Raw genomic sequence first — 22485 nt, forward strand, 5'->3', positions numbered from 1 at the left:
TTCACTTGCCCAATTCCGCGCTGACTGCCTTTTCCAGCTCCGCGCCATGCAAGTTAACTCCGACTATTGTTCCGGTTTTATCTAGTAACACATTAAAAGGCAGCGCTTCGATTTCGTAGGTTTTGGCAACGGGAGAAGTCCAGAATTTTAGGTCGCTGACCTGGATCCAGTTGATTTTGTATTTGCGGACGGCTTTTTCCCAGGCAGGTTTCTTGCTATCCAGCGAAACACCAAATATTTCGAAATTTTTCTCACGTTTCCCTGACTTATTGAATTGGTTGTAAAGCTTTTTGAGTTCTGGCTGCTCTTCGACACAAGGCGCACACCAGCTCGCCCAAAAATCGACCAGAACGACTTTCCCTTTCTGGGATGAAAGCGCAATTGACTGCCCCGTAATGGATGGAAGTAAAATCTCCGGTGCTTTTTTCCCAATTTGAATAGCACTTTCTTGTGCAGCAGCATTCAGACCAGCCAGCAAGCCAAAAACCAAAATCAATCTCCTTAATATCAACATTATAAAATCATTAATACATTCAACGCAAGCGCCCGTTCAGTCAACGCACCGGCGCCCGTTAATTAACAGGATACCCCGGATCAATCCAGTTCGTCTTGATATTCTTAGGGACATCAAGCAACTTGGCTTTTGTAAAACCTTTTTCTTTGATTAAACTGAAAGCCGGGCGAATGTTCGGGCATTTGTCGAAGGGGCAGCAGCCGCAGTAGAGCACTACTTCGCGGTTTTTGTCCTCTTTGGAAAGCATTTTTTCCAGTTTCTTGATGTTGTCCTTCTCCTTGCCAGGCCCCACATCCACAGAACCTTTGATCACTGCCTGCGGACCAATGTTGATAATCAGGGGCTTCTTTGCAGACGGATCATTGATAAGCGCGGCCAGTTCACTGGTTGGCATCAGTTGAGATTCTGTCCAGGGCTCTTCCTTCGTTTGTGCCTGGCTGCTGAGCGACACTAAAATAAAAGAGAAAAGCAGCAAAAGATTTTTTATGTTTTTCATCACTATTGGGATTAATGTTGGAAAAAAAATACAGATATAACCACTTCTGGCCTGCCCTTTTATCGAACTGTGATTAAATGTCCGTCATGCGCAGGTTCCAGCCAACCGAAAGATATAAAGTTATTGCCCAGAACGGCCATGGATCTTTCAAAATCCTCTGCATGCTCCTCACTTACTGCAACGAGCAAACCTCCGCTCGTCTGCGGATCGGCGAGAATATATTTTTGCAGATCGGTCAGCGGCCCGACCTTGTGCCCGTAACTCGCCAGGTTTCTGCTGGTGCCGCCCGGAAAACATTGCTGTTCCAGATAAAAAGGCAGCGAGTCGATGACAGGCACTTTTTCAAACTCGATAACGGCCGATAGTCCGCTTCCTTCGCACATCTCGGACAGGTGGCCTAATAACCCAAAACCTGTGACGTCCGTCATGGCCTCGACGCCATCCATTCTTGCAAAAGTTTCACCAAGTATGTTGAGCTTAACCATGCTGTTCAAAGCGATTTCGGCATCTTCCGGCATCAATATGCCTTTTTTCTGTGCAGTTGAAAGGATTCCGACACCCAGCGCTTTGGTCAGATATAACCGGCAGCCTGCTTTTGCAGTGGAGTTTTGTTTGAGGTGCTCAATGCTCACTAATCCACTGACAGCCAGCCCAAAAACCGGCTCGGGGCAATCAATGCTATGCCCGCCTGCGAGTGTAATGCCCGCTTCTGCGCAGGTCGCCCGTGAACCTTCGAGCACGCGCTGCGCAACTTCCGGCGCAAGCTTGTCGAGCGGCCAGCCGAGGATGGCGATGGCCAAAACAGGGTTTCCGCCCATTGCATACACGTCACTGATCGCATTTGCGGATGCTATCCGGCCAAAATCATACGCATCATCAACTATGGGCATAAAAAAATCCGTAGTGGAAATAAGCGCGGTTCCGTTTCCGAGGTCGAGGACTGCCGCATCGTCGCGTTTATCATTGCCAACAAGCAAGCGCGGATCGGCTTGTGCAGCGACCGGGTTGTGGAGAATTTTGTCTAATATCGCCGGACTAATTTTGCAGCCGCATCCGGCGCCGTGAGAATATTGTGTCAGTTTTACTGTTGTTGTGTCCATCATGTTGCTATGCCTGTGCGGGAGCGGGAATATTGGTGGTGAATTTTAAAATTTGCCTTGCATTTTCTGCGGTTTCCTTACTCATCAAATCCAGCGAAAGCACCTTCTCGGCGCTTCTTTTAGCGATGTCTTTGCCATATGTTTTGTCATAATAAACGAGCACGATACGGATAAATTCCTCCATATTCCCTTCCTGGATCGCTGCAATGGCCTGTTTAGTTTGCAAAGGTCCGAGCCGCTTGTGAATGCGGCCTGTGCAGGTTGTCAAAAATGTTTTGTCCAGCTGGCCATATTCGGTCGTAAGTGCCTGCACGCGTTGTTCCAGCCCAACATTGATATCAACAAGCATTGCGCTGCTCATCTGATTGAAAAAAGGCGTCGGAATGTTCAGCTTGCCAATGTTCCTGCTCTCGTCTTCAACCCAGGTGCGTTTGGCGCGATCCAAATTTTTCAACTGGAAAGCAAGATTGTTTTCAAATTGCTCCTGCGTAGGCTGGATCATTTTGTTCATCGTTCCGTAAGACGACCCCTGATGCTGCGCAAGATTTTCCAGGTCGATGACCTGCTCGCCAAGCAACATGAGCTCGTGTAAAATTCTGGTCTTGCCCGATCCTGTTTTCCCTCCCAATATCATCAGGTCTGCCGTGCGTGTAAACTGGTTCAGCGCAAATCGCCGGAAATTTTTATAACCCCCTTCGATCAGGTAAACTTCAAATCCATAGAGATCCAAAGCCCAGGCCATGGCGCCACTACGCATGCCTCCGCGCCAGCAATGCACGGCAACTTTTTTGTCCGGAGCCGACTCCAACGCATACTTGATAAATCCAGACCATTTGGATCCGGTCAGATCAAATCCCAGCAGAATTGCCTCTTCCCTGCCCACCTGCTTGTATGTCGTGCCCACCAAAACCCGCTCCTCGTTACTGAACAAAGGCAAATTAAAGGCACCAGGAATATGCCCGTGTGCAAATTCGGCCGGTGTACGTACATCAGCCAGCGGTACAGCATCTGGCAGACGAAAAAACTCATCGATCGTTATCGTTCTGATCATGTTGGCACAGGCTTTGCTTGTTTCAGTTCATATAATTAAAATCAGCATCTCCATCATGACAAAGACATTGCAAATAGCGAATATACTGGCACTAATCGCGACAGTAATCGTGAATTATCTTTCCAATACGGGTATTTTCAATGATAACACGATGGCCTCCGTCTCGGCAGAATATCAGAATTTCTTTACGCCTGCCGGTTACGCATTCTCCATTTGGGGTGTGATCTACATTGGCCTGGCTGCATTTGTGATTTATCAAAGCAGGGGTTTATTCAATGATAAAAAAGCGCCGGAAATTGTTGATAAAATCGGTTGGCTGTTTGTTATTTCCTGTTTTGCCAATTGCCTCTGGATCGTTGCCTGGCTTTATGATTATACCGGCGCTTCTGTACTGATCATGATCATATTGCTTATATCATTGCTCGGCATTGTATTTAGGACCCGCATGGAGCTGGATTTGATCACCATGAAACAAATTGCTTTGGAATGGTGGCCCTTTGCCTTGTATCTGGGTTGGATCACAGTTGCATTGATCGCGAACATCGCCGCTTACCTGACCAAAATCGGCTGGGATGGTTTCGGGATTTCCGCTCAGTCATGGACGATCATGATGATCTGCATTGCCGGCCTGGTTCAGCTGTTCCTAACCTGGAACCGTAACCTGCGTGAAGCGGCTATGGTTGGCGCATGGGGACTGGCTGCGGTTGCCGTTGCAAATTGGGATGAAAATCAGGGTATTGCATATACAGCTGTTGCCGTAGTGGTCATCATTATGATCAGCAATGGAGCACATGCCTACGTGAACAGGGGCAAGCATTATTTAATGACAAAAAATGGCGAAACGGTGGCTAAATAACTTTGTTCACACCTGGAATTTGCACAACAATGTGACCCAGCAAGAAGCTTAGAACAACGCCTAGCGGAGTAACAAGCAGTAATTTAATGGCTGGATCGACGGGCCAGTTTCTGAGTAAAAGCGAAAGGGAGATCAGAACTAGCGGATGCAATATGTAAACTGCAAAAGCGCAGCGGGACATTTTACTAAGGAATGGTGAAGGCGTATTCAATCGCTTTTTACCATATGCAAGCACGGCGACCATGATGCAAACGCCTGTGATCTGTTCCCAGAAAGCATAAAAAACGGCTTCGCCATGCAGCCCGCCGCTGAACCATTCGAGCGGATGATCAAAAATTATTTTTACAAGATAGATGAGTGGAAAACCGATAAAGATCAGGCATAATGCTATGGTCTTTATTTTTTTATATTGATCTGCATTCAGCCGGTCCAGCCACTTACTCTCCGCAGCGGCGATGCCAACCATGAATACCGCGATGTATTGCGGGAAATGGCCTAATTGAAATCCAACGGGATCCAACACCCACCCCACCGGAAATTCCAGCCGCACAATAAAACTGACGACGCCAAGGGCTATCCCAAAACGCAGAATGTTCTTCGCCGCCGGCATCGGCCACACATCGGGCTCCAATTTTGAAGTGCTTTTCCAAGCCGCATAAGCCACACTGAAAAGCAGCAAAGCCACCACAAACCACAATACACCCACGCTTATCCACGAATCATAACCGGACAGGAACTGCATAAATGTAATGTGATGCTTCCCGGCGTAATAATAAACCAGGTAATTCATCACAGGCGCCAGGATAAAAGAATAGAAAAGCAACGGGATACCAAGCCTGAAAAACCGGTCCTTGATAAAAACAGCCGCACCTTTCTTCTTGAATGACGACGGAATGAAGAGGGCCGAGAGAAAGAAGAAAAAGCCCATGAAAAAGGACTGGTTCACCGCCACGAACATGGTCATCACCATTGTAGCACCCAGCAAAGTCGTTTTTTCAGAATAATACCAGCCGCCTGGCGCGCCATAAGTGACGAAAGCGTGGTGCGCAATAACCAGCGCGGTCAGCAGGACTTTCAGGTAATCAATGTAAACAATCTTGCTCCCGGGGTGATCGGGAATAAGTGCCGAAGGTGGATTTTGGAGTGACATTTTTCATGAGTATGGCTAAGCGTTCAAATTAATAAAAACTTGCGAATGTCAGACCTCCGAACTGATCGGCAGCTGATAGATTTTTTGATAGGCCCTTTTCAGCACTTCTTTGATCAGATCGAGCTTCATAGGCTTTGCCATATAGTCGTCCATGCCGTTGCTGAGGCAATTGATGCGGTCCTCGGCCATGGCATTGGCAGTCAACGCAACAATGTACGGCACTGTGCCATGGTCTTTCCGGATCATTTTTGTGGCTTCTAAACCGTCCATAACCGGCATTTGGAGATCCATCAAGATCACATCATAGGGCTTGGCAGCCAGTTTCTCAATGGCAATCATCCCATTATCGGCCATATCAATCTCGTAACCCAGCTTTCGGAGGACGTAATCGATGAATTTCTTGTTCACAGCATTGTCTTCGGCCACCAATATTTTAAGTGGAAATTCGGCTGAAAAATCCATTTCTAACATTCGTTTTTCGGGTTGTAATATGGATGAAAAGTCTTGCTGATGCGCTAATGTTGCACTCTTTTCGGTAAATCCCGTGGTAATGTAAAAATGAAATGACGATCCTTTTCCATGTTCGCTTTCCACGCGGATCGCACCATTCATTAACCGGATCAACCGCTCGCAGATAACCAGTCCAAGCCCGGTGCCGCCATACATGCGGTTAACGGATGAATCCACCTGAGAAAAGGGTTTGAACAGATTATTTAAATTCTCCTCCTTAATGCCGATTCCCGTATCGCGGACCGTAAAGCCAACTTCAATTTCACCATATTCAGCCGGTCTGTTTGGATAAATTTTCAAGTAAACTTCCCCGCTGCGCGTGAATTTAAGCGCGTTGTTGATCAGATTGCTCAGGATCTGTTTCAATCGCGAACTATCTCCGATCAGAAAGTCCGGCACGCCGGGTTCAATGTTGCACAGCAGTTTAATGTGCTGTTTAGCAGCCTGTAATGCAAACAGGTCCATGATTTCTTCTATCGTCTTCCGCAGTTCAAATTCGCGGGCTTCAAGATCAATTTTACCAGATTCTATTTTTGAAAAATCCAGGATGTCGTTGATCACATTCACCAATGTTTCACCGCAGGCTGCAATAGTTCTGGTATAATCCTGCTGTTCCTCAGTTAGTTCTGTTTCGGAAAGCAATGCGGTCATACCAATCACACCATTCATCGGCGTCCTGATCTCGTGGCTCATCGTAGCCAGGAAAATGCTTTTTGCCTGATTTGCGCGTTCCGCTTCTTCGCGGGCAACATGCGCCTGCTCGTGCTGTTCATACAACTCCTCCGTTTGCACACGCAGCTCCTCAGACTGCGATTGCAACTCCTCATTCAGAGCATGCAAATGATCCGACTGCGCATGCAACTCCTCAGCCTGTTTCTGCACGGTGGCCGTGCGCTCTTCCACCAGGTTTTCCAGGTTGGCTTTTTGCCTGATAATGGTGTTGACGCGGTAACGGTACAGCGCGTAAATGGTGCCGGCAGCAAGGATCAAAGCCAGCGTCCTGAACCACCAGGTTGCCCAAAATGGCGGCATAACGATGATCTCCAAATTGTTTTGCGCAGCAACCCACGCCCCGGAAATGTTCTGTGCTTTTACTTTAAACTTGTAATGTCCCGGGGGCAGATTGGTATAAATGGCCGTGTTATCGTCACCGACATAATTCCAGTCCTGATCAAACCCCTCCAAAAAATAAGCGTAACTTTTTTGGGCAGAAGTGAAATCCAGCGCAGCATAATCCAGTGAAATGAATGACTGATCGTACGCCAATGTGATCGTCCTGGCCTCGGAAATTTCTTTGGGTAAAACAAATGCATATCCATCCGGTTTAGCAGCCGCCTCGTTCCGGTTGAACACCTTGAAATTGGTCACCACAATCGGGTAAGATCCACTTTGGCGGCTGATCTGTTTTGGGTTAAATTGATTAAAACCATTCACCCCGCCGAAATACAATGTGCCGTCCTTATCCTTATAAGCCGATTTTTGCTTGAATTCCCTGGCTTGAAGCCCGTATTCCACCGTGTAATTCTGGAATTGCTCAGACTTGGGATCAAACCTCGACAGCCCGTTCACCGTGCTGATCCATAACATGCCCATATCATCCTCAACCAGCGCCTCCGTAACGTCACTCACGAGGCCATTTTCGGTCGTGTATTTTTTAAATCTGCCGGTCTGCGGGTCAAATCGGATGAGCCCGCGCAATGTAGAAAGCCATAGCATTCCGTTTTTATCCTCCACCATGCAATTGATCTCGCTGTTGAAAACGCGCTCGCTCTCACTTACTTTAAACCGCGTGAATGTGTCGGACGCTTTATTATAACGGTTCAGCTGTCCTTCGTCCGTCCCGATCCACAAATTCCCTTTGCGGTCGGTGAGAAAACAATTGATTGTGTTGTCTGAAAGCGTTTTAGGGTCGGCCAGGTCGCTGAGGTAATGTTTGAAAAGTTTGGTTTTTGGGTTATAAGCGTCCAGACCTTCTCCATAAGTGCTGAGCCAGATCATGTCGTCGGGCGTCTTCGCAATGGCATATACATTATTGGAATACAAACTGTTAGCAACGTTTTCCTGGTGTTTCAGAACAGTGAAGTGTTTGGTTTCAGGATCAAAAATATTCAACCCGCTGCCCCAGGTCCCGATCCAGAATTTACCTTGCTGATCCGGAACTACGGCCAGAATATAGTCGCCGGAAATTCCCGAATTCTGAGTTGTAAAAGCACTGAACTGGTGTGTGTTCCGATTCATTAAATTCAGTCCGCCACCATCCGTCCCGATCCAGATATCACGATTTTTATCCTCATAAAAACAAAGCACAAAGTCATTGGAAAGGCTGTTTTTGGAAGAATTGTGCTGGTAATGGGCAAATCTGTTGTTGCTTTTAAAAATGCTCAGCCCTGCGCTGTAAATGCCCAGCCAGAGGTTGTTCTGCCGGTCTTTATAAATGCAATCCACTGAATTTCCGCCCACACTGCTCCTGTCCACCTCATCGTGCACGTACGAACTGAACGTCCAGTTTTGTGTATTTAAAATGTTCAATCCACCATTTTCCGTGCCGATCCAGATCTCGCCCAAATTTTCATTAATGCTGGTAATGTTGTTGTTAGAAAGCGATGCAGGATCTTTTGGATCATTTCTGAAACGTCGGAATGTCCCGTCATTGGGCTGGTAAAGGTTAATCCCGGCACCGTATGTGCCTACCCATATGCGGTTTTTACTATCCTGAAAAACATAGCGAATGTCATTGCCCGACACGCTGTTTGCATTGCCATTTGAAAGAAATCTCCGAAACGATCCCGATTCCCTGTTCAGCAAGCTGAGCCCGTGCCCTGTTCCAGCCCAGATGTTGTTCTGAGCGTCACAAAAAACTGTATTGACATTGTTATCCGCCAGGCTCCGGACATTGGTTGTGTCGGATTTATAATGTTTTACCAAAGTTCTGCTGACAGGATCAAACACATCCAGACCGCCCGTAGTAGCGATCCAAAGCTTATCATTTTTGTCAAAAACAATCTTATTAATGTAATCCCCCGAAATGGTTTTCGGATCATTTTCGGCAAATGTATATTTTGAAAAAATACCCTTATTCTTATCAAAAACGTTTACGCCTCCGCCGCTGGTCGCGATCCATATATTGCCGGATTTGTCTTCGGCCAGACAAGTAATGAAATCATTGCTGATGCTGTTTTTATCCCGCTCTTTATTTTTGTAAATTTTGAATTCATGGCCGTCATAACGATGCAGACCGCCGTTCGTTCCAATCCAGATAAAGCCTGTTTTATCCTGAATGACGCAGTTGACATTGTTATTTAAAAGCCCGTTTTCTGCGGAAATGTGTCGGAAGTGTAATGGTTTGCTTTGGGAGAAGGCCGATAATGCAACAAATTGCATTATAAAAATATAGGCAAAACGGTAAAGGTTTAACTTCATTATCCCGAGGGGGTAAAACTAATTTGGCGATTTTTGTAGAAATATACATCTAAAATACAACTATCTACCGAATTTTTTAGAGAAAAATACAAAGCATGAAAACACAGAAAGACCTGTTAATCATAGACATGCAGGCGGATAGCATTCATCTAGCAGCCTGAGCTTGCCATCAGGTGTTTTTTGGTGGATGGATAAAGGTAAACGCCACCCCGGAGCACGTTCCAATAGAAGCCTGCAACCAGCGAGCCGATGTATCTCGCCGTGCAGAGCGCACTCGCCGAGCCGGGCTTTTCTTTTTTCTTTTTGATCCCCCGGGTTGAAACCCGGGGCCATTTTATTGTTCAGCCCAATGGGCTTTTTTCTTTAGAATTGGCAATCAAAGCCGTAGGCTTGTTCCATTTTGTCGCCTCAGGTTTCAACCTGGGGATCATAAGGGCCAGGATATTTTTTGCCCCGGATGGGGCTTTTCTTTTTTCTTTTTTCTTTTGATTCCCCGGGTTGAAACCCGGGGCCATTTTATTGTTCAGCCCGATGGGCTTTTTTATTTAGGACTGGCAATCAAAGCCGTAGGCTTGTTACATTTTGTCGCCCCAGGTTTCAACCTGGGGATCATAGGGGCCAGGATATTTTTTGCCCCTGATGGGGCTTTTCTTTATTCTTTTTTCTTTTGATCCCCCGGGTTGAAACCCGGGGCCATTTTATTGTTCAGCCCGATGGGCTTTTTTATTTAGAACTGGCAACCAAAGCCGTAGGCTTGTTTCATTTTGTCGCCCCAGGTTTCAACCCGGGGATCATAGGGGCCAGGATATTTTTGCCCCTGATGGGGCTTTTCTTTTTTCTTTTTTCTTTTGATCCCCGGGTTGAAACCCGGGGCCATTTTATTGTTCAGCCCGATGGGCTTTTGTATTTAACTGTCAACCAAAGCCGTAGGCTTGTTCCATTTTGTCGCCCCAGGTTTCAACCTGGGAATCTTAGGGGCCAGGATATTTTTTGCCCCTCATGGGGCTTTTCTTTTTTCTTTTTTCTTTTGATCCCCCGGGTTGAAACCCGGGGCCATTTAAAAAAGCCCGGTTCGCTGGAAAGCAAGCCGGGCTGATATTAATGCGTTATAATAACCTAGTAACCAGGGTTTTGTTTGATTTTCTTATTCTGGTCAATCACGGGCTGCGGGATAGGGTTCATGTACATTTTCTTTGTAAACACGTGCGGATGGTTTAATCCTACCACTTCATAGACCCATTTGCCTTTGTTATCGTTGGGCGATGAATTTGTGATTTTCATGCCGTGGAAATCCTTATTCATGACGTCCTCGGCAATTACCCAGCGGATAATGTCGTAGAACCGTTTTGTTTCAAAGCACAATTCTACACGGCGTTCGCGGCGGATGGCCTGGCGCATCGTTTCCTTGGTGAGCCCCGCAGCCAGATCCGGCAAGTTGGACCGCTTGCGGATCGCATTTATTGCGGCATATACCGAGGCGTCCGGGCCGGCGGCTTCGTTTTGCGCTTCCGCATAGTTCAGCAACACTTCGGCGTAACGATAGTAAACAAAGTTTTGCCCACTCTGCGCGCCTCCGCGTGGTTTCAACGGATTGATTTTCTTTTTGAAATAATAACCCGTGTTACCCACGTCATCCGTTCCGAAATCAATCTGATTTTTGGAAGGCCTTACTTTATCAATCCGTGTATAAATGGTGTCAACTTTTGCCATCCAATCCTGCTTGTAAGGTGCGCCGTCATATACAATGAAGTCGTAGAAGCGTTTTTCCCGGTTTACATAGGGCTTTTGCGGATCATAACCCGAAGCCGGATCCGTGATCGGTTTTCCATTCGCCATTGCAAACTGGTTTACCAATTCCTGCGTCGGACAATAGTTACCCCAGGTGTAATAAACGCCATCGATCCAAACCGGCCCTCCATACTGCTCATAATTGGAACCCATGATCACAGGCACGATCTGCCGGTCCCAGATGATCTCGGAATTGTATTCATTTTTCTCCCACCAAAGCGCAGAAACGTCCGAAAACAGCGCATACTGCCCGCCAAATGTGTCCATAAACTTCTTGTTGGTCGCAGCCGCTTTCTCCCAGCGCTTTGCATCGAAATTGCCGAAGGCGATCAGTTTATCAGGATCAGCACCCGAGGGCGGTGTGGCCGTATTGAATGCCGGACTGGCAGCATAGAGTTCAAGCCATCCTTTTAATGCAAGCGCAGCGCCTAATGTGGCCCGGCCGGCATCGGCATCGCCGCCGTTGTATTTAGCAGGCAGCAATTTGTTGGTCACGATCTGATCCAGTTCCGTGATAATGAAATTGAATGTTTCTTCAAATGTACTCCGCTCATTGTAAAGCTCTTCTTCACTCATTTTATTGCGGTCCAGCGTGGCCGTAATGATCGGCAGGCCACCCAGGTGCAGAAACATTTCGCTGTAATAATAGGCCCGCAAAAACCGAACTTCATCAGTCCGCTTCTTGATATAAGCTTCCGAAAAATTGGCCGCATTCTCGTTTATCTTTTCAATAAACAAATTACACTTCCTGATTTTGGTAAAACCCGCTCCCCAGGACGCATAATCGGTTGCATTGGCATTGGCGTGGTCCATGGGCGTTCCCTGGTTCACGGCCGGGTCCACGATCCCCTGGCGCCAGCTGTATGATTTCCAGTAAAAACCCGCATCATTGTCGTCGGTGAAATTGTCCAGGTTATCCGGGGAGTTCCACTTGTTGGAAAGCGAGCTGTAAATGTCGTTCAGAAATAGGTCCGCATTGCCTTCGGAAGCCCATTGAATGTCATCCGTAAGCCTGCTTTTGATCTGATTGTCCAGAAAATCCTCCTTACAGGATGTGGTCAGGCACATTCCAAGCGCTGCGGCAAAAACGATTTGTTTGATATTTTTCATCATGTTTTTATCAATATTTTGAAATCAGAATGTCACATTTAAACCGAATACATACACTTTTTGATTCGGATAAGCCGTCTCACGATCTGTTGCGCCTACTTCCGGGTCCATGAACTTCATCTTGCTGGCCGTGAACAGGTTCTGCCCCGAAGCATATACCCGCACATTCTGAATCTTGATGGATTTGGTGAGATTGGCCGGAAGCGTGTAGCCGATAATAGCCGTTTTCAGGCGGATATGGTTTGTGTTCTGCATCCAGAAATCTGCCAGTTGCGTATTGTTTGCATAAGGGGCCTGGTTTGCGCGCGGGTAACGGGCGTCCTGCGTTTCGGGCGTCCAGCGGTTGTCGTAATATTCGTAGCTGGAATTGCTGTTGTTGTTATTAAACGGAATGGTCTGGAACTGGCGGATATCGAGGTCGGCCATGGAAGATCCCTGGAAGAACAAGTTTGCGTCAAAACCTTTCCAGCTGGCAGTGGCATTCAATCCATAAGTCAGGAATGGGTAAACCGGATTACCAATCACCGTTTCATCGTTCGAATCGATTTTTCCGTCGGGCGTGCCGTTTGGTCCGCTGATATCTGCATAGCGAATGTCGCCAGGGCGCAAAGTTCCGAACTGCGTAATGTTATAGCCGTCGGCAGCATTGATCAGACCGTCGTCATTGGTGTCGTCTTCCGTGCTGAAAATGCCCATTGTTTTGTAGCCAAACTGTGTTCCGAGCGGGCGGCCAGTGCGGCTGCGGTTTGGATTGTTGCGCGTGGCAGCCGTTTCATAAACCTTGATCATTTTGTTTTTGGCAAAGCTTACATTGGCATTCAGGCCCAGGCGCAGCCCGTTTGAAAGACGGTGATTTGTGCCTGCGCTTACTTCAAAACCATTGTTTTCCATAATCCCGCCATTCTCGTCCGCGAGTGCCAGCCCATATTCTACGGGCACGCTTACCGCTGGCGGAAGCAACATTCCCGTGCGTTTTTCATGGAAATAGTCTGCTTCCAATGTCAGCATTCCGCGCCAGAATGCGGCTTCGATTCCAATGTCGGTTTTCGTGGAAATTTCCCAGGTAATGTTCTGGTTGGCTTCATTGGGAACAATCGCGCCCTGCACCATGGAACCGGTTCCGAACGCATATGCATTGCCATTCAGGTTGTAGCCCGTCAGATATTGAAAAGCTGTTCCGGCCAGGTTACCCGATTTCCCCCACGATCCGCGCAATTTCAGATTATCCACCCAGCTCACGGAATTTTTGAGAAAATCTTCTTCCGAAACCACCCAACCCGCTGAAAATGCCGGGAAGTAACCCCATCTTTTTCCCGGCGCGAAATAATAATGTCCGTCATAACGGCCGGATGCTTCGAGTAAATATTTGCCTGCATAAGCATAGCCCACCCGATACACATAACCGATCTGACTGCCGGTCGATGATGTGCCGCCATTGTCGAAATCGTTCTTGTTTGAACTGCCCATATTCAGCTCATCCACATCCACGGCGAAGTTGTTGCGTCGTGCCGAGAACAGTTCATAAGTGCTGTTCCTGGCTTCGGCAACGAGCAATCCAGTGAAGTCGTGCTTGCCGAACGTGTTGTGATAATTGAGATAACCCTGATATGTAAACGTTTGTGTTTTAATAAACTGCTGGGCTAACCATGAGAATGCCGCCGCACCGCCTTCGGAAGTTGAAATCTCCCTTTTATAAGTGTAAGGCGTCGTATTCAGATCCTGGGTATAATAGTAAAAAGGTTTGTGATATCCTTTCTTGGTCCGCGTCATCGGATCGTAGCTGAATGTTCCTTTTACGCTAAGCCCTTTGATGAACGGCAGCTTTTGCTCAATGGCGATTGTTGTCAGCAATGTCGAGTTATTATTTTTGGTATAACCCGCATTCAAAATGCCCACCGGTGAGTTTCCCGCAAATTCTCCCCACAAACCATTGCTGTAATAAAGGCTACGTGTAGGAATGTACTTGAAACCATTCCGGAAAAGGTTCGAAGCCGAAACAGCCGTGTCAACAGAAGAAACGCGCTCCACGGCGCCGATCAAGGAAAGTGAAACCGTCGTGGTTTTGGTGGCTTCGGCGGTAATGTTGATGTTGTAACTGTAACGGGAATATTTCACGGGGTCGAACATTCCGTTCTGTTTCAGGAAGCCAAGACCGGTCTGATACTTGATCCGGTCTGATCCGCCGCTGAGCTGTAAAGAATAATTCTGCATCGGCGCATTCATATTCACGAGCTCCTTAGTGTTGCTGATCGGATATTTGTCCGGATCTTCCCGGTTCAGATTGATGTAGTTTTCAACCAGGTCTGTTGCAAAAGGAAGCTGCGTTCCGGTTGGGTTCTCGTTCAGATATGCCTCGTTTTTCAACCGCATATAATCCTGGGCGCTCAGCAGCTTTGGATAATATGTGGGCGTTTGCGTTCCGTAATAACTGTTTAGTGTCAATGTTGGAGCGCCAGTTGCACCTTTTTTGGTGGTAATGAGCAAAACGCCGTTCGCGCCGCCGAGGCCGTAGGGTGCCACCGCCGCAGCATCTTTCAGGACGGTTACCGTTTCAATAGAACCCGGGTCGATCTGGCTTACATTGTCGCGGATAATGCCGTCAACGACAATTAACGGGCGGTTATTCCCGGTTGTCCCGATCCCGCGGATGTAAATTTGCGGCGAGTCGTTTCCGGGCTGTCCGCCGTTCGGGCGCATGCTCACGCCGGCCACTCGTCCTGCGATGGAATTTGAAATGTTAGGGACCGGATTTTCGGCAATTTCACTTCCTTTTACCGATGCGATGGAGCCGGTCAATGTCGATTTCTTCTGCGTTCCATAACCTACAACCACCACTTCGTCAAGCGCTTTGGTATCCAATATAAGATCCACTTTAAGATCCGTAGCATTGCCAACTTTCACTTCCTGAGACAGATAGCCCACAAAGGAAAAGATCAGCACCGCGTCGCCATCCGGAACATCCAGTTGAAAATTACCCGAAACATCGGTTGTTGTTCCCCTCTGGGTCCCTTTTAGAATAATACTTACACCCGGCAAAGGCTCATTGGTTCCGGGCGTTTTGACCGTTCCCCGCACCGTAATGTCTGCCATCAGCGGCACTACATCCAGCTCTTCCGTGGTTTGTAGCAATGTGGTCTTTTTGACTGATCTGGATAAAACGATCTGGTTGTTTTTGACGCGGTAAGCAATGGATAAGGGCGTCAGCAGCCGGTCCAGAACAGCATCCAGCTTTTCCTTACGGGCATCAATGCTCACGATATGCTGTAAGCTTACCAGGTTGCTGGAATAGGCGAATTCCACCTTCGTTTCATTCTCGATTTTGATCAATGCCTCATTCAAAGTTACATGCTTCAGTTCCAGCGTCACGCCTTTGTTGAGGAGTTCCTGGGCAGGCGAGGTGTGCGCAAAGGCCATTGCCGAGCACAGGCCAATGCATAATAATTGGTAGATCGTTAGTCGCATGATTTTGGGTAGCAATCCATGCCGTGGATGAAAAGGTTTTTTCATAAGTTTACATTGAATTGGTTAAATGTGAGCAATAACTATCCTGCTGTTCAATCGCAGCCTTCGCCGCCAAACGTAATTTTATCTCCCTCAATCTGATAAGTTGTTCCCAGCAAAGCATCGATCATATCCAGGATCTCGGGCAGTCGCTGGTTGTTGAAATCCACTTTTAACCGGCACTTTTTAATATGCGGATCTTTAAATTCAATATTGACTTTAAATAACTTTCCCAACCGTTCCGCCACTTCTTCCATCGGCGCTTCGTCAAAAACCAGGGAGACGCTCTGCCAGATTTCCTTCGTTTCCTGATTTTCAGGCAATGTTTTTACAGTTAATGCATTGCTGTTTTTGGCAAAAACCACTTGCTGTGCGGGTCGGAGGATCACGGGTTTTTTCTCCTTCAACGATTCCACTTCCACCACGCCCGTTACGACCGTAACCTGGCAAGTCGCTTCACCTGCATTGGCACGGACATTAAAGCTCGTTCCCAATACACGGGTTTTCATATCACCTGAAAATATCTCGAAAGGATGCAGCTTGTCGGGAGTAACGTCAAAAAATCCTTCTCCCGAAAAACGCACCTGCCGCTGCTTAAAAGATCTGGCGTAGGACAATGTTGCCCCCGGGCTAAGCCAAACCGTGGTGCTGTCGGGCAGCGTGTAGGGGTTTACTTTCTTTTCCTGATTCCTGAAACTTACCCATTCGGAAAGTGGCGCAGATGTTTCGGAGACGGTTTTATTTGGTTTGAAATAGAAATAATAAGCAACGCCCAGGCCCACACACAACATTGCCGCGACCCGGAACGCATATGTCCGGAATATTGCAACCGGCGCTGGCCGCAAATGTGCCCTGTCTTCTTCCGCAATCCGCACCTGAATGCGGTTATACAGATTTTCCTCCTCCGCTCCGGTCCAGAGTTCGGAGTGTTCCGCGTCCAGACTTTGATACCAATCATTCACTTCCCGACTTTCCGCATCACTGCAATTGCCGGTCAGGTATTTTTGTAAAATTTCGGATGAAGGTTTGGGGTGCTTCATTAGGTGTAAGTTTTACACTTATTAACAGGTTTCAATAGTACAGTCTATGAAATGCCTGAGCAACCCTTAGTCGGAATGTAAATTTTTTTTTAAAAAATAGGATAAGTCAAATTACTGGGAGAAAAAGCACGGCAAAAGCGATGTAATCTTTCATTTCAACGCGGAGGATTTTCAATGCTTTGCTGATATGGGCTTCTACGGTTTTTTCGGAAATTTCCATCGTAGCAGCGATTTCTTTAAGGGAGTAACCTTTCCGGCTGAGGATAAATACTTCGCGGCATTTCTGCGGAAGTTTGAGCAGCGATTGCTCGTAAAATTCATGAAGATTATTGAATTCCAGATATTCACTGGTGTCATTATCAAGCACCTCCTCCTCGTCAAGCAATGAAGTGGTCCGTTTTTTCTGCTCCTGGTGAAAATAGTTGATAATGTTGTTTTTCAACATCCCATTCAAATACGCCTGAATGTTTTTCTGGATGTCGAATTTGTTCCTGCCGAGCCAGAATTTCACAAATGTTTCCTGAACCAGGTCTTCTGCGATGGATTTTAGCCCCGTCTTCTTGATAGCAATATGGACCAAAAGCCGTGCATGACGCCTGTAAAGCTCGCGAAACGCCAGTTCTTCGTCGCATTGACAAATCAGTTTCATCAATGTTTCTTCGGAATAAGTGCTGTACAGGTGTGTCACCGCTTTTCTCAGGATTTTAAATGTGAAGGTTATCCGGCATTGTTACCGCAAAAGCATGCGCCGCATCTTATATAATGTTAAAAAAGGTAAAAATTAGTTCTATGCCAAAATCCTAAAATTTCCAGGAATTAGAACAAAATCCCGGCCAGTAAGCGCTGCGCCGGGATCTTAATGTTGAATGGATTGAAAATTAGACTGTAGCGGCTGATTTCGCCAGCTGTTTTCTTGTTGAAGCGGTTAGTTCACGTCTGGCTAATGCATGGCATTCATAAATGGCGTCGCTGAACATCATTTGCTCGGGTGGTGTTTTTTGCGTGGAAGCGGAAGGTCCTCTTAATGCACCCACAAGACCCATTTCGCGGGCAACATACACATAACGAATGGCATCGATCACCACGCCTGCTGAATTTGGCGAGTCCTGAACCGAAAGCTGCGCATCCAGAATCACCGGCGAACCCATGAATCCTTCTAGTTCAAGCCGGAAATTGGCCACTTTATTATCACCATAATAAGCAATGTACTCCGATGGCCCGGCGTGCAGGAAGCTGTCCTGCGTGGAAATTCCGCGGATGTCGTTTTGCGCACGAATGACATTTTCCTTGGAGATTTTCTTGGATTTCAGACGCGCTTTGTCTTCCATATTGAGGAAGTCGGTGTTGCCGCCTACGTTGCGCTGGATGTGTGCTTTTACATGATGTCCACGCTCGAAGGCGAGTTCCTGCAACATTTGGGATACAATGCTGGCGCCAAACTGGCTCCGCATATCGTCGCCGATGATGGGAATGCCTGCATCCACAAACCGCTGCTCCCACTGCGGGTCAGACGCGATGAAAACAGGGATGCAGTTTACAAGCGAAATCCCCAGTTCAAGACAAATCTCTGCGTAAAACTCAGTGGCCAGCTGCGAGCCAACGGGCAAGTAATTGATCAAAACTTCGGCTTCATGCTTTCTGAGCTGCGCCACGATCTCGCTGCGCAATGATGCCACCAGATCCTTGTTATAATGTTCGCTTTGCGCCAGCAGGTCCGTTTCTGCCAATTCACTTTTAATCACAAATCGGTTTTCAGCCGGGTACGCCAGCATTTGCGGTGACACGCCATCCATCACGGGCGACGGATACACCGGCGCTTTGGATTTAATGTCATTGTTGAGGATAATGGTGCAATTTGGCTTTGCAAAAATGGCCTCTTTCAACGGCAAGCCGACCTTTCGTTCATCGACGTCAAATGCACAGACAAATTCAATATCTGCGGCTTTATAACCGCCAATATCATCCGCCATTAACCCCGATTTCTGTTCGGAGAAGGATGTATAATATTCAACTCCCTGCACCAATGAACTGGCACAATTTCCTACGCCGACAATGGCAACTTTGATTCGTTCGGATCTATTCGACATTTGTATTTTTTGTCTAATTTCTGAATAATTAAACTGCCTCAATATTTCTCAATTTTATTATGAAGAAATAGGCGTTCAAATACAAATAAAGCCATTTTTTCTGGCATTCTGAACTTTTAAAACAAATTAATGCAAACGTTTGCAATTTTTGAAATTGGTTTGCATTATAACAATATTGTCAAACATGCTGGAAAGCAATTACTGACCGAGCTTTCCAATAACGGTGGTAACGCTTTTGGCCTCGATGGAAATCACGCTGCCAGCTGCTGCACCCATTACGGGTTCAAGATCAGCCGTGGCAGAAGTTTTGTAGATTTTAACATGAGAAAGCTTGGAGCCCTGCAAATTCAAAGTAACATCTGCCGCTTTGGACTGATCATTTATGATGATAGTCACGAGTTGGTTGTCCGCATTTTTATACGAGGAAATCAATAAACCCTCTCCGGCAGCCGATACTGAAACTTCCGTCCGAATTGCGCCTGGCCGAACAAAGCGGCTGAAATTTCCCAGTGCCCACAGCATTTTGGATGATTGGTAGCTGCCGTCGGTTTTGTTTTTATCAATGTAAACCAGGCCGTCTTTGTAGTTGTATGGAGAAATGGCAATCCACCAGTGCCATGCCGAGGCGCTGGCATTTACCAAGTCATTATGGATCACTTTCGCGATGTAAATGCCCGCATTAATCCCCAGGTCACGGCCCGAGCCCTGGATCTCGCCTTCGTTGTCGCCCAAGATACAATATTCAGACATCCAGTATTTCAGTCCAGGCGTGGCCTGCAATGCTTTGGCAATTTCCTGTCTTTTTGAAGCAGCCTTGTTGTAAGGAGAGGTCGTAAAATAGCTGTGACCGGAAATCGTTTGGGTCAGATTAGGCAGGTTACCGATGTAATCCGGTGACGATTTATCAAAGAACGCGCGGATCTGGTTCCCTCTGCCCGGTTTGTTGAACTCGGAATAGAGATAATTGATCTGTCCTGCTTCTGCAATGTCAATTTTGGTAGGCAGCTTACTTTTTATCAATGACGCGCTCAGGGATTTGGCGATACCGGCAATCTCGTTGTTAAAGAATGGAGTTCCTTCCTGCCCGCCATCGCTCCAATCCCACTGTGGCTCATTCACCGGACTAATGTGGTTAAAAGTAATCCCGGTCTTTTCGCGAACACCACTGACAACATTGGCCATAAAATCGCCATATTTATTGAAATTTTCGGCGTTCAAATTGGGCTTTCCAGCATTGGCATAACCCTTCTTATTTACGGTGATCTGCACTGGCGGACTGTTTGGAAACGCGAGAAATTCATTCACGCCACGCTCTTTTGCCGCTTTCAAAAACCAGATCTGCCCGGCCTGTTTGTTCCAGTTATAAGTGCCGTCATCATTCAGAAACGATTCGGCGCGCCTCCATTCGTCCTTAATCCCGCTGGCATCTCCTTGCTCAGCCGTCCCTGCCCCAATGTTGAACCGCCATAATGACAATCCGATGCCTTTGGGCTTACCATTCCCCAGCGTATCGCTGCTAAACAGCAAGTCGGCGATCCCGTTGCGCTTAGCATCCGGCCAATTCCCCACAAACTGGCACGACCAAGCATCGGAAGCTCCGAAATGGTCAATAGTTTGAAAGGTTTTAGCTGGGTTAACGGTAATAGTAATAGGATCCGCTCTACCGCCAGGGCCAATAGCAGTGCCCGGCGTTGCTGACGAGCAGGATGTTAGCGTTAAGGTCAGGAGGAATGCGGGTAGGAGTTTTTTTGTTGGGTTCAAGGTTTTGTTGGGTTTTTGGGTTGGTTAATGGTTCCGGCTGGGCGTTTTGGTGGTCGGTAGCGTTGTGCTTGCCCTTCGGCCGCCCGGCGGCCCGGTACGCTCAGGGTGACAGGGCGTTGTGCTAGTCAGCCGTTATGGGCGTAGCCCGTTGGCCACCCCGCAAGCGATAACGTTACTGACCTGCATAATGCTCTGTCACCCTGAGCGTAGCCGAAGGGCAAGCACGACGTCAACGGCTAGCACAATGCTCTGTCACCCTGAGCGTACCGGGCCGCCGGGCGGCCGAAGGGCGAGCACGACGTCACCGGCTAGCACAATGCTCTGTCACCCTGAGCGTAGCCGAAGGGCTAACCACAACGTCACCGGCTAGCCGCAACGCCTTAACATCCTACCGCTAGCACAGCATCAATACCCCGGGTTTTGTTCCAGTTTATTATTCGAAGCTTGTATCTCTGCCCGGGGAATTGGGAGCCAATATTGCTTTTCTGCAAATGCCTTCCCGGTTAATGCTTCTTTTACTTTGTACGTAAATGTATTGCCGCTTTTACCGATTTCGATGCCGTTGGCGGGGGCGTTTTCGGTTTCGTTGGCGATTTTCCATCTGCGGACGTCATAGAAGCGGTGCTCTTCGAACGCTAGTTCGATGCGGCGTTCGTTTCTGATTTTTGTGCGCATTTGGGCCTGGGTTAATCCGGCTTTCAGGACTGGCATCATGACACCGGGGCGTTGTCTGATGGCATTGATGGCTGCGTAAACGGATGCGTCCGGCCCTACTGCTTCATTTTGAGCCTCTGCGTAGTTGAGCAGGATTTCGGCATAGCGGAAATAAATCCAGGTTTGTGTTCCGGCGATGTCCCAGGGATTATCGATCGGGAGGGCATCGTTCATGAATTTTTTCAAGTAATAACCTGTCTTTGAGGTATTCCAGTTTGATGGGCCGTCTTTGCTGTCTTTTCCACCCGGCGTGAAAGTCTGGATTGTGCTTCCGCGATATGGTGCGCCGTTGTAAAGAATAGTTTCATAAAAACGCGGATCTCTGCCTTTGTATGGATCTTGCGGATTGTAGCTGGTCCCCGTTTCGTTGATTTTGGTCCCGTCCATCATTTCGTAATCATTTACCAGATTTTGAACCGGAACATTGCCGCCCCAGGCATTATAGCTGTTCGGCCCGTTAGCAATTTCGAGCGCCACGTGTCGTGCGCCCTGCGCGTACAAGCGCCCGAAAATGATTTCCTGATGGTCCTGCACAGTGAATATTTTGCCATAACCACCTGTATATAAGTTGTATTTATTCAAATCCATCACAGCCTTGGAAGCTGCGGCAGCTTGTGCCCAGGTTGCCGAATTGTACAACGGACTTGCACCGTAAAGCAACATTCTGGATTTCAGCGCCATGGCAGCGCCTTTGGTCGCACGGCCCAGTTTCCAGGAAGCGTTATCATTGTCTCTTGGTAAAAGTGCGCTGGCCTCGTCCAGCTGCGCAACCACGTAATCAACGCCGGCTTTGATTTCCGAGCGGGTGAAAAGCTCCGGACTAGTCAGGTCGTCGCCTAACTCGTAAACTTTATCTCCCAGCAAAACCGCTTTCCCGTAATTACGGATCAGGTCATGATAGCGGAATGCGCGCAAGAATTGAAGTTCTCCTTTTAACCTGTCCTTTTTTCCCTGGCTCATCGGAACCTTATCAATGTTGGCCAGCGCGTAGTTGATCTCGCGGATGCTTCTGTAACTCCTCCCCCAGAGCGTTCCTGCGATCCCGGTGTTTTCGGGCGCAATCTGTCCGCGCTGGATTACCCACGTGTTGTCATCATTGTTGTAAATGGATTCGTCTGTCAGTGAAGACCACATGGCGTATTCAAAACCACGTCCAAAGCCCGGTAATGTGCCTTCCGCCTCTTTGTCTGTGAGGCGTGTTCCCATGTAGCGGTTAATGACGTAGGCCTCAAAAAGGACCGAGTCGGACAAAATGGATGCGTCGGAAACACGGTCGGTTGGCACCACGTCCAGGAAATTTTCCTGGCAAGCCACAACCGCCAGCCCGCAAGCCCCGCAAACGGCTGCGATTAAGATATTTTTTATTTGCTTTATCATTTCAGTGTTC

The 22485-nt window shown here is 47.7% G+C and carries 15 protein-coding genes and 1 pseudogene; 2 read left to right on the forward strand and 14 right to left on the reverse strand.

Annotated features, from left to right (window positions below; genetic code table 11):
• Position 1: 1 nt before the first annotated feature.
• From L0659_RS22830 to mnmH, 4 genes are read right to left on the reverse strand one after another with little or no spacing between them, the layout of a single operon-like run.
• Positions 2–514: a TlpA disulfide reductase family protein gene (locus L0659_RS22830; protein ID WP_235128885.1), complete on the reverse strand. Its 513-nt coding sequence runs from the start codon at positions 512–514 to the stop codon at positions 2–4.
• Between the two features lie 58 nt (positions 515–572).
• Complete coding sequence (locus tag L0659_RS22835; protein WP_235128886.1) at positions 573–1010, reverse strand: rhodanese-like domain-containing protein; 438 nt, start codon at positions 1008–1010, stop codon at positions 573–575.
• 59 nt (positions 1011–1069) lie between these two features.
• Positions 1070–2110 carry a selenide, water dikinase SelD gene (gene selD / locus L0659_RS22840; RefSeq protein ID WP_255727613.1) on the reverse strand — a complete coding sequence of 347 codons (1041 nt, stop codon included), beginning with the start codon at positions 2108–2110 and terminating at the stop codon, positions 1070–1072.
• A 7-nt stretch (positions 2111–2117) separates the two neighbouring features.
• Positions 2118–3161 (reverse strand): tRNA 2-selenouridine(34) synthase MnmH, encoded by a 1044-nt coding sequence (gene mnmH / locus L0659_RS22845; protein ID WP_235128888.1) that lies wholly within the window; start codon positions 3159–3161, stop codon positions 2118–2120.
• 55 nt (positions 3162–3216) lie between these two features.
• Between mnmH and L0659_RS22850 the strand changes: the two genes are divergently transcribed.
• Complete coding sequence (locus L0659_RS22850) at positions 3217–4017, forward strand: tryptophan-rich sensory protein (protein ID WP_235128889.1); 801 nt, start codon at positions 3217–3219, stop codon at positions 4015–4017.
• On the opposite strand, the gene L0659_RS22855 is transcribed toward L0659_RS22850, so the two are convergent.
• The 3 genes and pseudogenes from L0659_RS22855 to L0659_RS22865 form a co-directional block, all read right to left on the reverse strand.
• Positions 4010–5167 carry an acyltransferase gene (locus L0659_RS22855; protein WP_235128890.1) on the reverse strand — a complete coding sequence of 386 codons (1158 nt, stop codon included), beginning with the start codon at positions 5165–5167 and terminating at the stop codon, positions 4010–4012. The two genes, L0659_RS22850 and L0659_RS22855, sit on opposite strands and share 8 nt — an antisense overlap.
• A gap of 48 nt (positions 5168–5215) precedes the next feature.
• Positions 5216–9097: a hybrid sensor histidine kinase/response regulator gene (locus L0659_RS22860; RefSeq protein ID WP_235128891.1), complete on the reverse strand. Its 3882-nt coding sequence runs from the start codon at positions 9095–9097 to the stop codon at positions 5216–5218.
• Positions 9098–9238: 141 nt separating this feature from the next.
• Positions 9239–9360 (reverse strand): annotated as a pseudogene (locus L0659_RS22865) (fructose-bisphosphatase class I); the annotation flags it as partial.
• On the opposite strand from L0659_RS22865, the gene L0659_RS22870 reads away from it, so the two are divergent.
• Positions 9347–9586, forward strand: a complete 240-nt coding sequence (locus tag L0659_RS22870) for a hypothetical protein (protein ID WP_235128892.1) — start codon at positions 9347–9349, stop codon at positions 9584–9586. The pseudogene L0659_RS22865 and the gene L0659_RS22870 sit on opposite strands and share 14 nt — an antisense overlap.
• A 627-nt stretch (positions 9587–10213) precedes the next feature.
• Here the strand turns inward: L0659_RS22870 and L0659_RS22875 are convergent.
• From L0659_RS22875 to L0659_RS22905, 7 genes are all read right to left on the reverse strand, one after another.
• A complete protein-coding gene (locus L0659_RS22875; RefSeq protein WP_235128893.1) occupies positions 10214–11998 on the reverse strand; it encodes a RagB/SusD family nutrient uptake outer membrane protein in 1785 nt (594 codons plus the stop codon).
• Positions 11999–12019: 21 nt separating this feature from the next.
• Positions 12020–15502: a TonB-dependent receptor gene (locus L0659_RS22880; RefSeq protein WP_235128894.1), complete on the reverse strand. Its 3483-nt coding sequence runs from the start codon at positions 15500–15502 to the stop codon at positions 12020–12022.
• Between the two features lie 47 nt (positions 15503–15549).
• Positions 15550–16536: a FecR family protein gene (locus tag L0659_RS22885; RefSeq protein ID WP_235128895.1), complete on the reverse strand. Its 987-nt coding sequence runs from the start codon at positions 16534–16536 to the stop codon at positions 15550–15552.
• Positions 16537–16642: 106 nt separating this feature from the next.
• Positions 16643–17224: an RNA polymerase sigma-70 factor gene (locus tag L0659_RS22890; RefSeq protein ID WP_235128896.1), complete on the reverse strand. Its 582-nt coding sequence runs from the start codon at positions 17222–17224 to the stop codon at positions 16643–16645.
• A gap of 190 nt (positions 17225–17414) precedes the next feature.
• Positions 17415–18623: an inositol-3-phosphate synthase gene (locus L0659_RS22895; protein ID WP_235128897.1), complete on the reverse strand. Its 1209-nt coding sequence runs from the start codon at positions 18621–18623 to the stop codon at positions 17415–17417.
• 198 nt (positions 18624–18821) lie between these two features.
• On the reverse strand, positions 18822–20384 hold the full coding sequence (locus tag L0659_RS22900; RefSeq protein ID WP_235128898.1) for a glycoside hydrolase: 1563 nt from the start codon (positions 20382–20384) through the stop codon (positions 18822–18824).
• Between the two features lie 405 nt (positions 20385–20789).
• On the reverse strand, positions 20790–22475 hold the full coding sequence (locus L0659_RS22905; protein WP_235128899.1) for a RagB/SusD family nutrient uptake outer membrane protein: 1686 nt from the start codon (positions 22473–22475) through the stop codon (positions 20790–20792).
• Between the last annotated feature and the right edge of the window lie 10 nt (positions 22476–22485).

It is taken from the genome of Dyadobacter sp. CY347, assembly GCF_021502655.1.
In the GTDB taxonomy this organism is placed as follows: domain Bacteria; phylum Bacteroidota; class Bacteroidia; order Cytophagales; family Spirosomataceae; genus Dyadobacter.

Excerpts from the sequence above, each read along its gene's own strand:
- L0659_RS22830 (WP_235128885.1), bottom strand. The coding sequence starts at position 514 with ATGTTGATATTAAGGAGATTGATTTTGGTTTTTGGCTTGCTGGCTGGT.
- L0659_RS22835 (WP_235128886.1), bottom strand. The coding sequence starts at position 1,010 with ATGAAAAACATAAAAAATCTTTTGCTGCTTTTCTCTTTTATTTTAGTG.
- selD (WP_255727613.1), bottom strand. The coding sequence starts at position 2,110 with ATGGACACAACAACAGTAAAACTGACACAATATTCTCACGGCGCCGGA.
- mnmH (WP_235128888.1), bottom strand. The coding sequence starts at position 3,161 with ATGATCAGAACGATAACGATCGATGAGTTTTTTCGTCTGCCAGATGCT.
- L0659_RS22850 (WP_235128889.1), top strand. The coding sequence starts at position 3,217 with ATGACAAAGACATTGCAAATAGCGAATATACTGGCACTAATCGCGACA.
- L0659_RS22855 (WP_235128890.1), bottom strand. The coding sequence starts at position 5,167 with ATGTCACTCCAAAATCCACCTTCGGCACTTATTCCCGATCACCCCGGG.
- L0659_RS22860 (WP_235128891.1), bottom strand. The coding sequence starts at position 9,097 with ATGAAGTTAAACCTTTACCGTTTTGCCTATATTTTTATAATGCAATTT.
- L0659_RS22870 (WP_235128892.1), top strand. The coding sequence starts at position 9,347 with ATGTATCTCGCCGTGCAGAGCGCACTCGCCGAGCCGGGCTTTTCTTTT.
- L0659_RS22875 (WP_235128893.1), bottom strand. The coding sequence starts at position 11,998 with ATGATGAAAAATATCAAACAAATCGTTTTTGCCGCAGCGCTTGGAATG.
- L0659_RS22880 (WP_235128894.1), bottom strand. The coding sequence starts at position 15,502 with ATGAAAAAACCTTTTCATCCACGGCATGGATTGCTACCCAAAATCATG.
- L0659_RS22885 (WP_235128895.1), bottom strand. The coding sequence starts at position 16,536 with ATGAAGCACCCCAAACCTTCATCCGAAATTTTACAAAAATACCTGACC.
- L0659_RS22895 (WP_235128897.1), bottom strand. The coding sequence starts at position 18,623 with ATGTCGAATAGATCCGAACGAATCAAAGTTGCCATTGTCGGCGTAGGA.
- L0659_RS22905 (WP_235128899.1), bottom strand. The coding sequence starts at position 22,475 with ATGATAAAGCAAATAAAAAATATCTTAATCGCAGCCGTTTGCGGGGCT.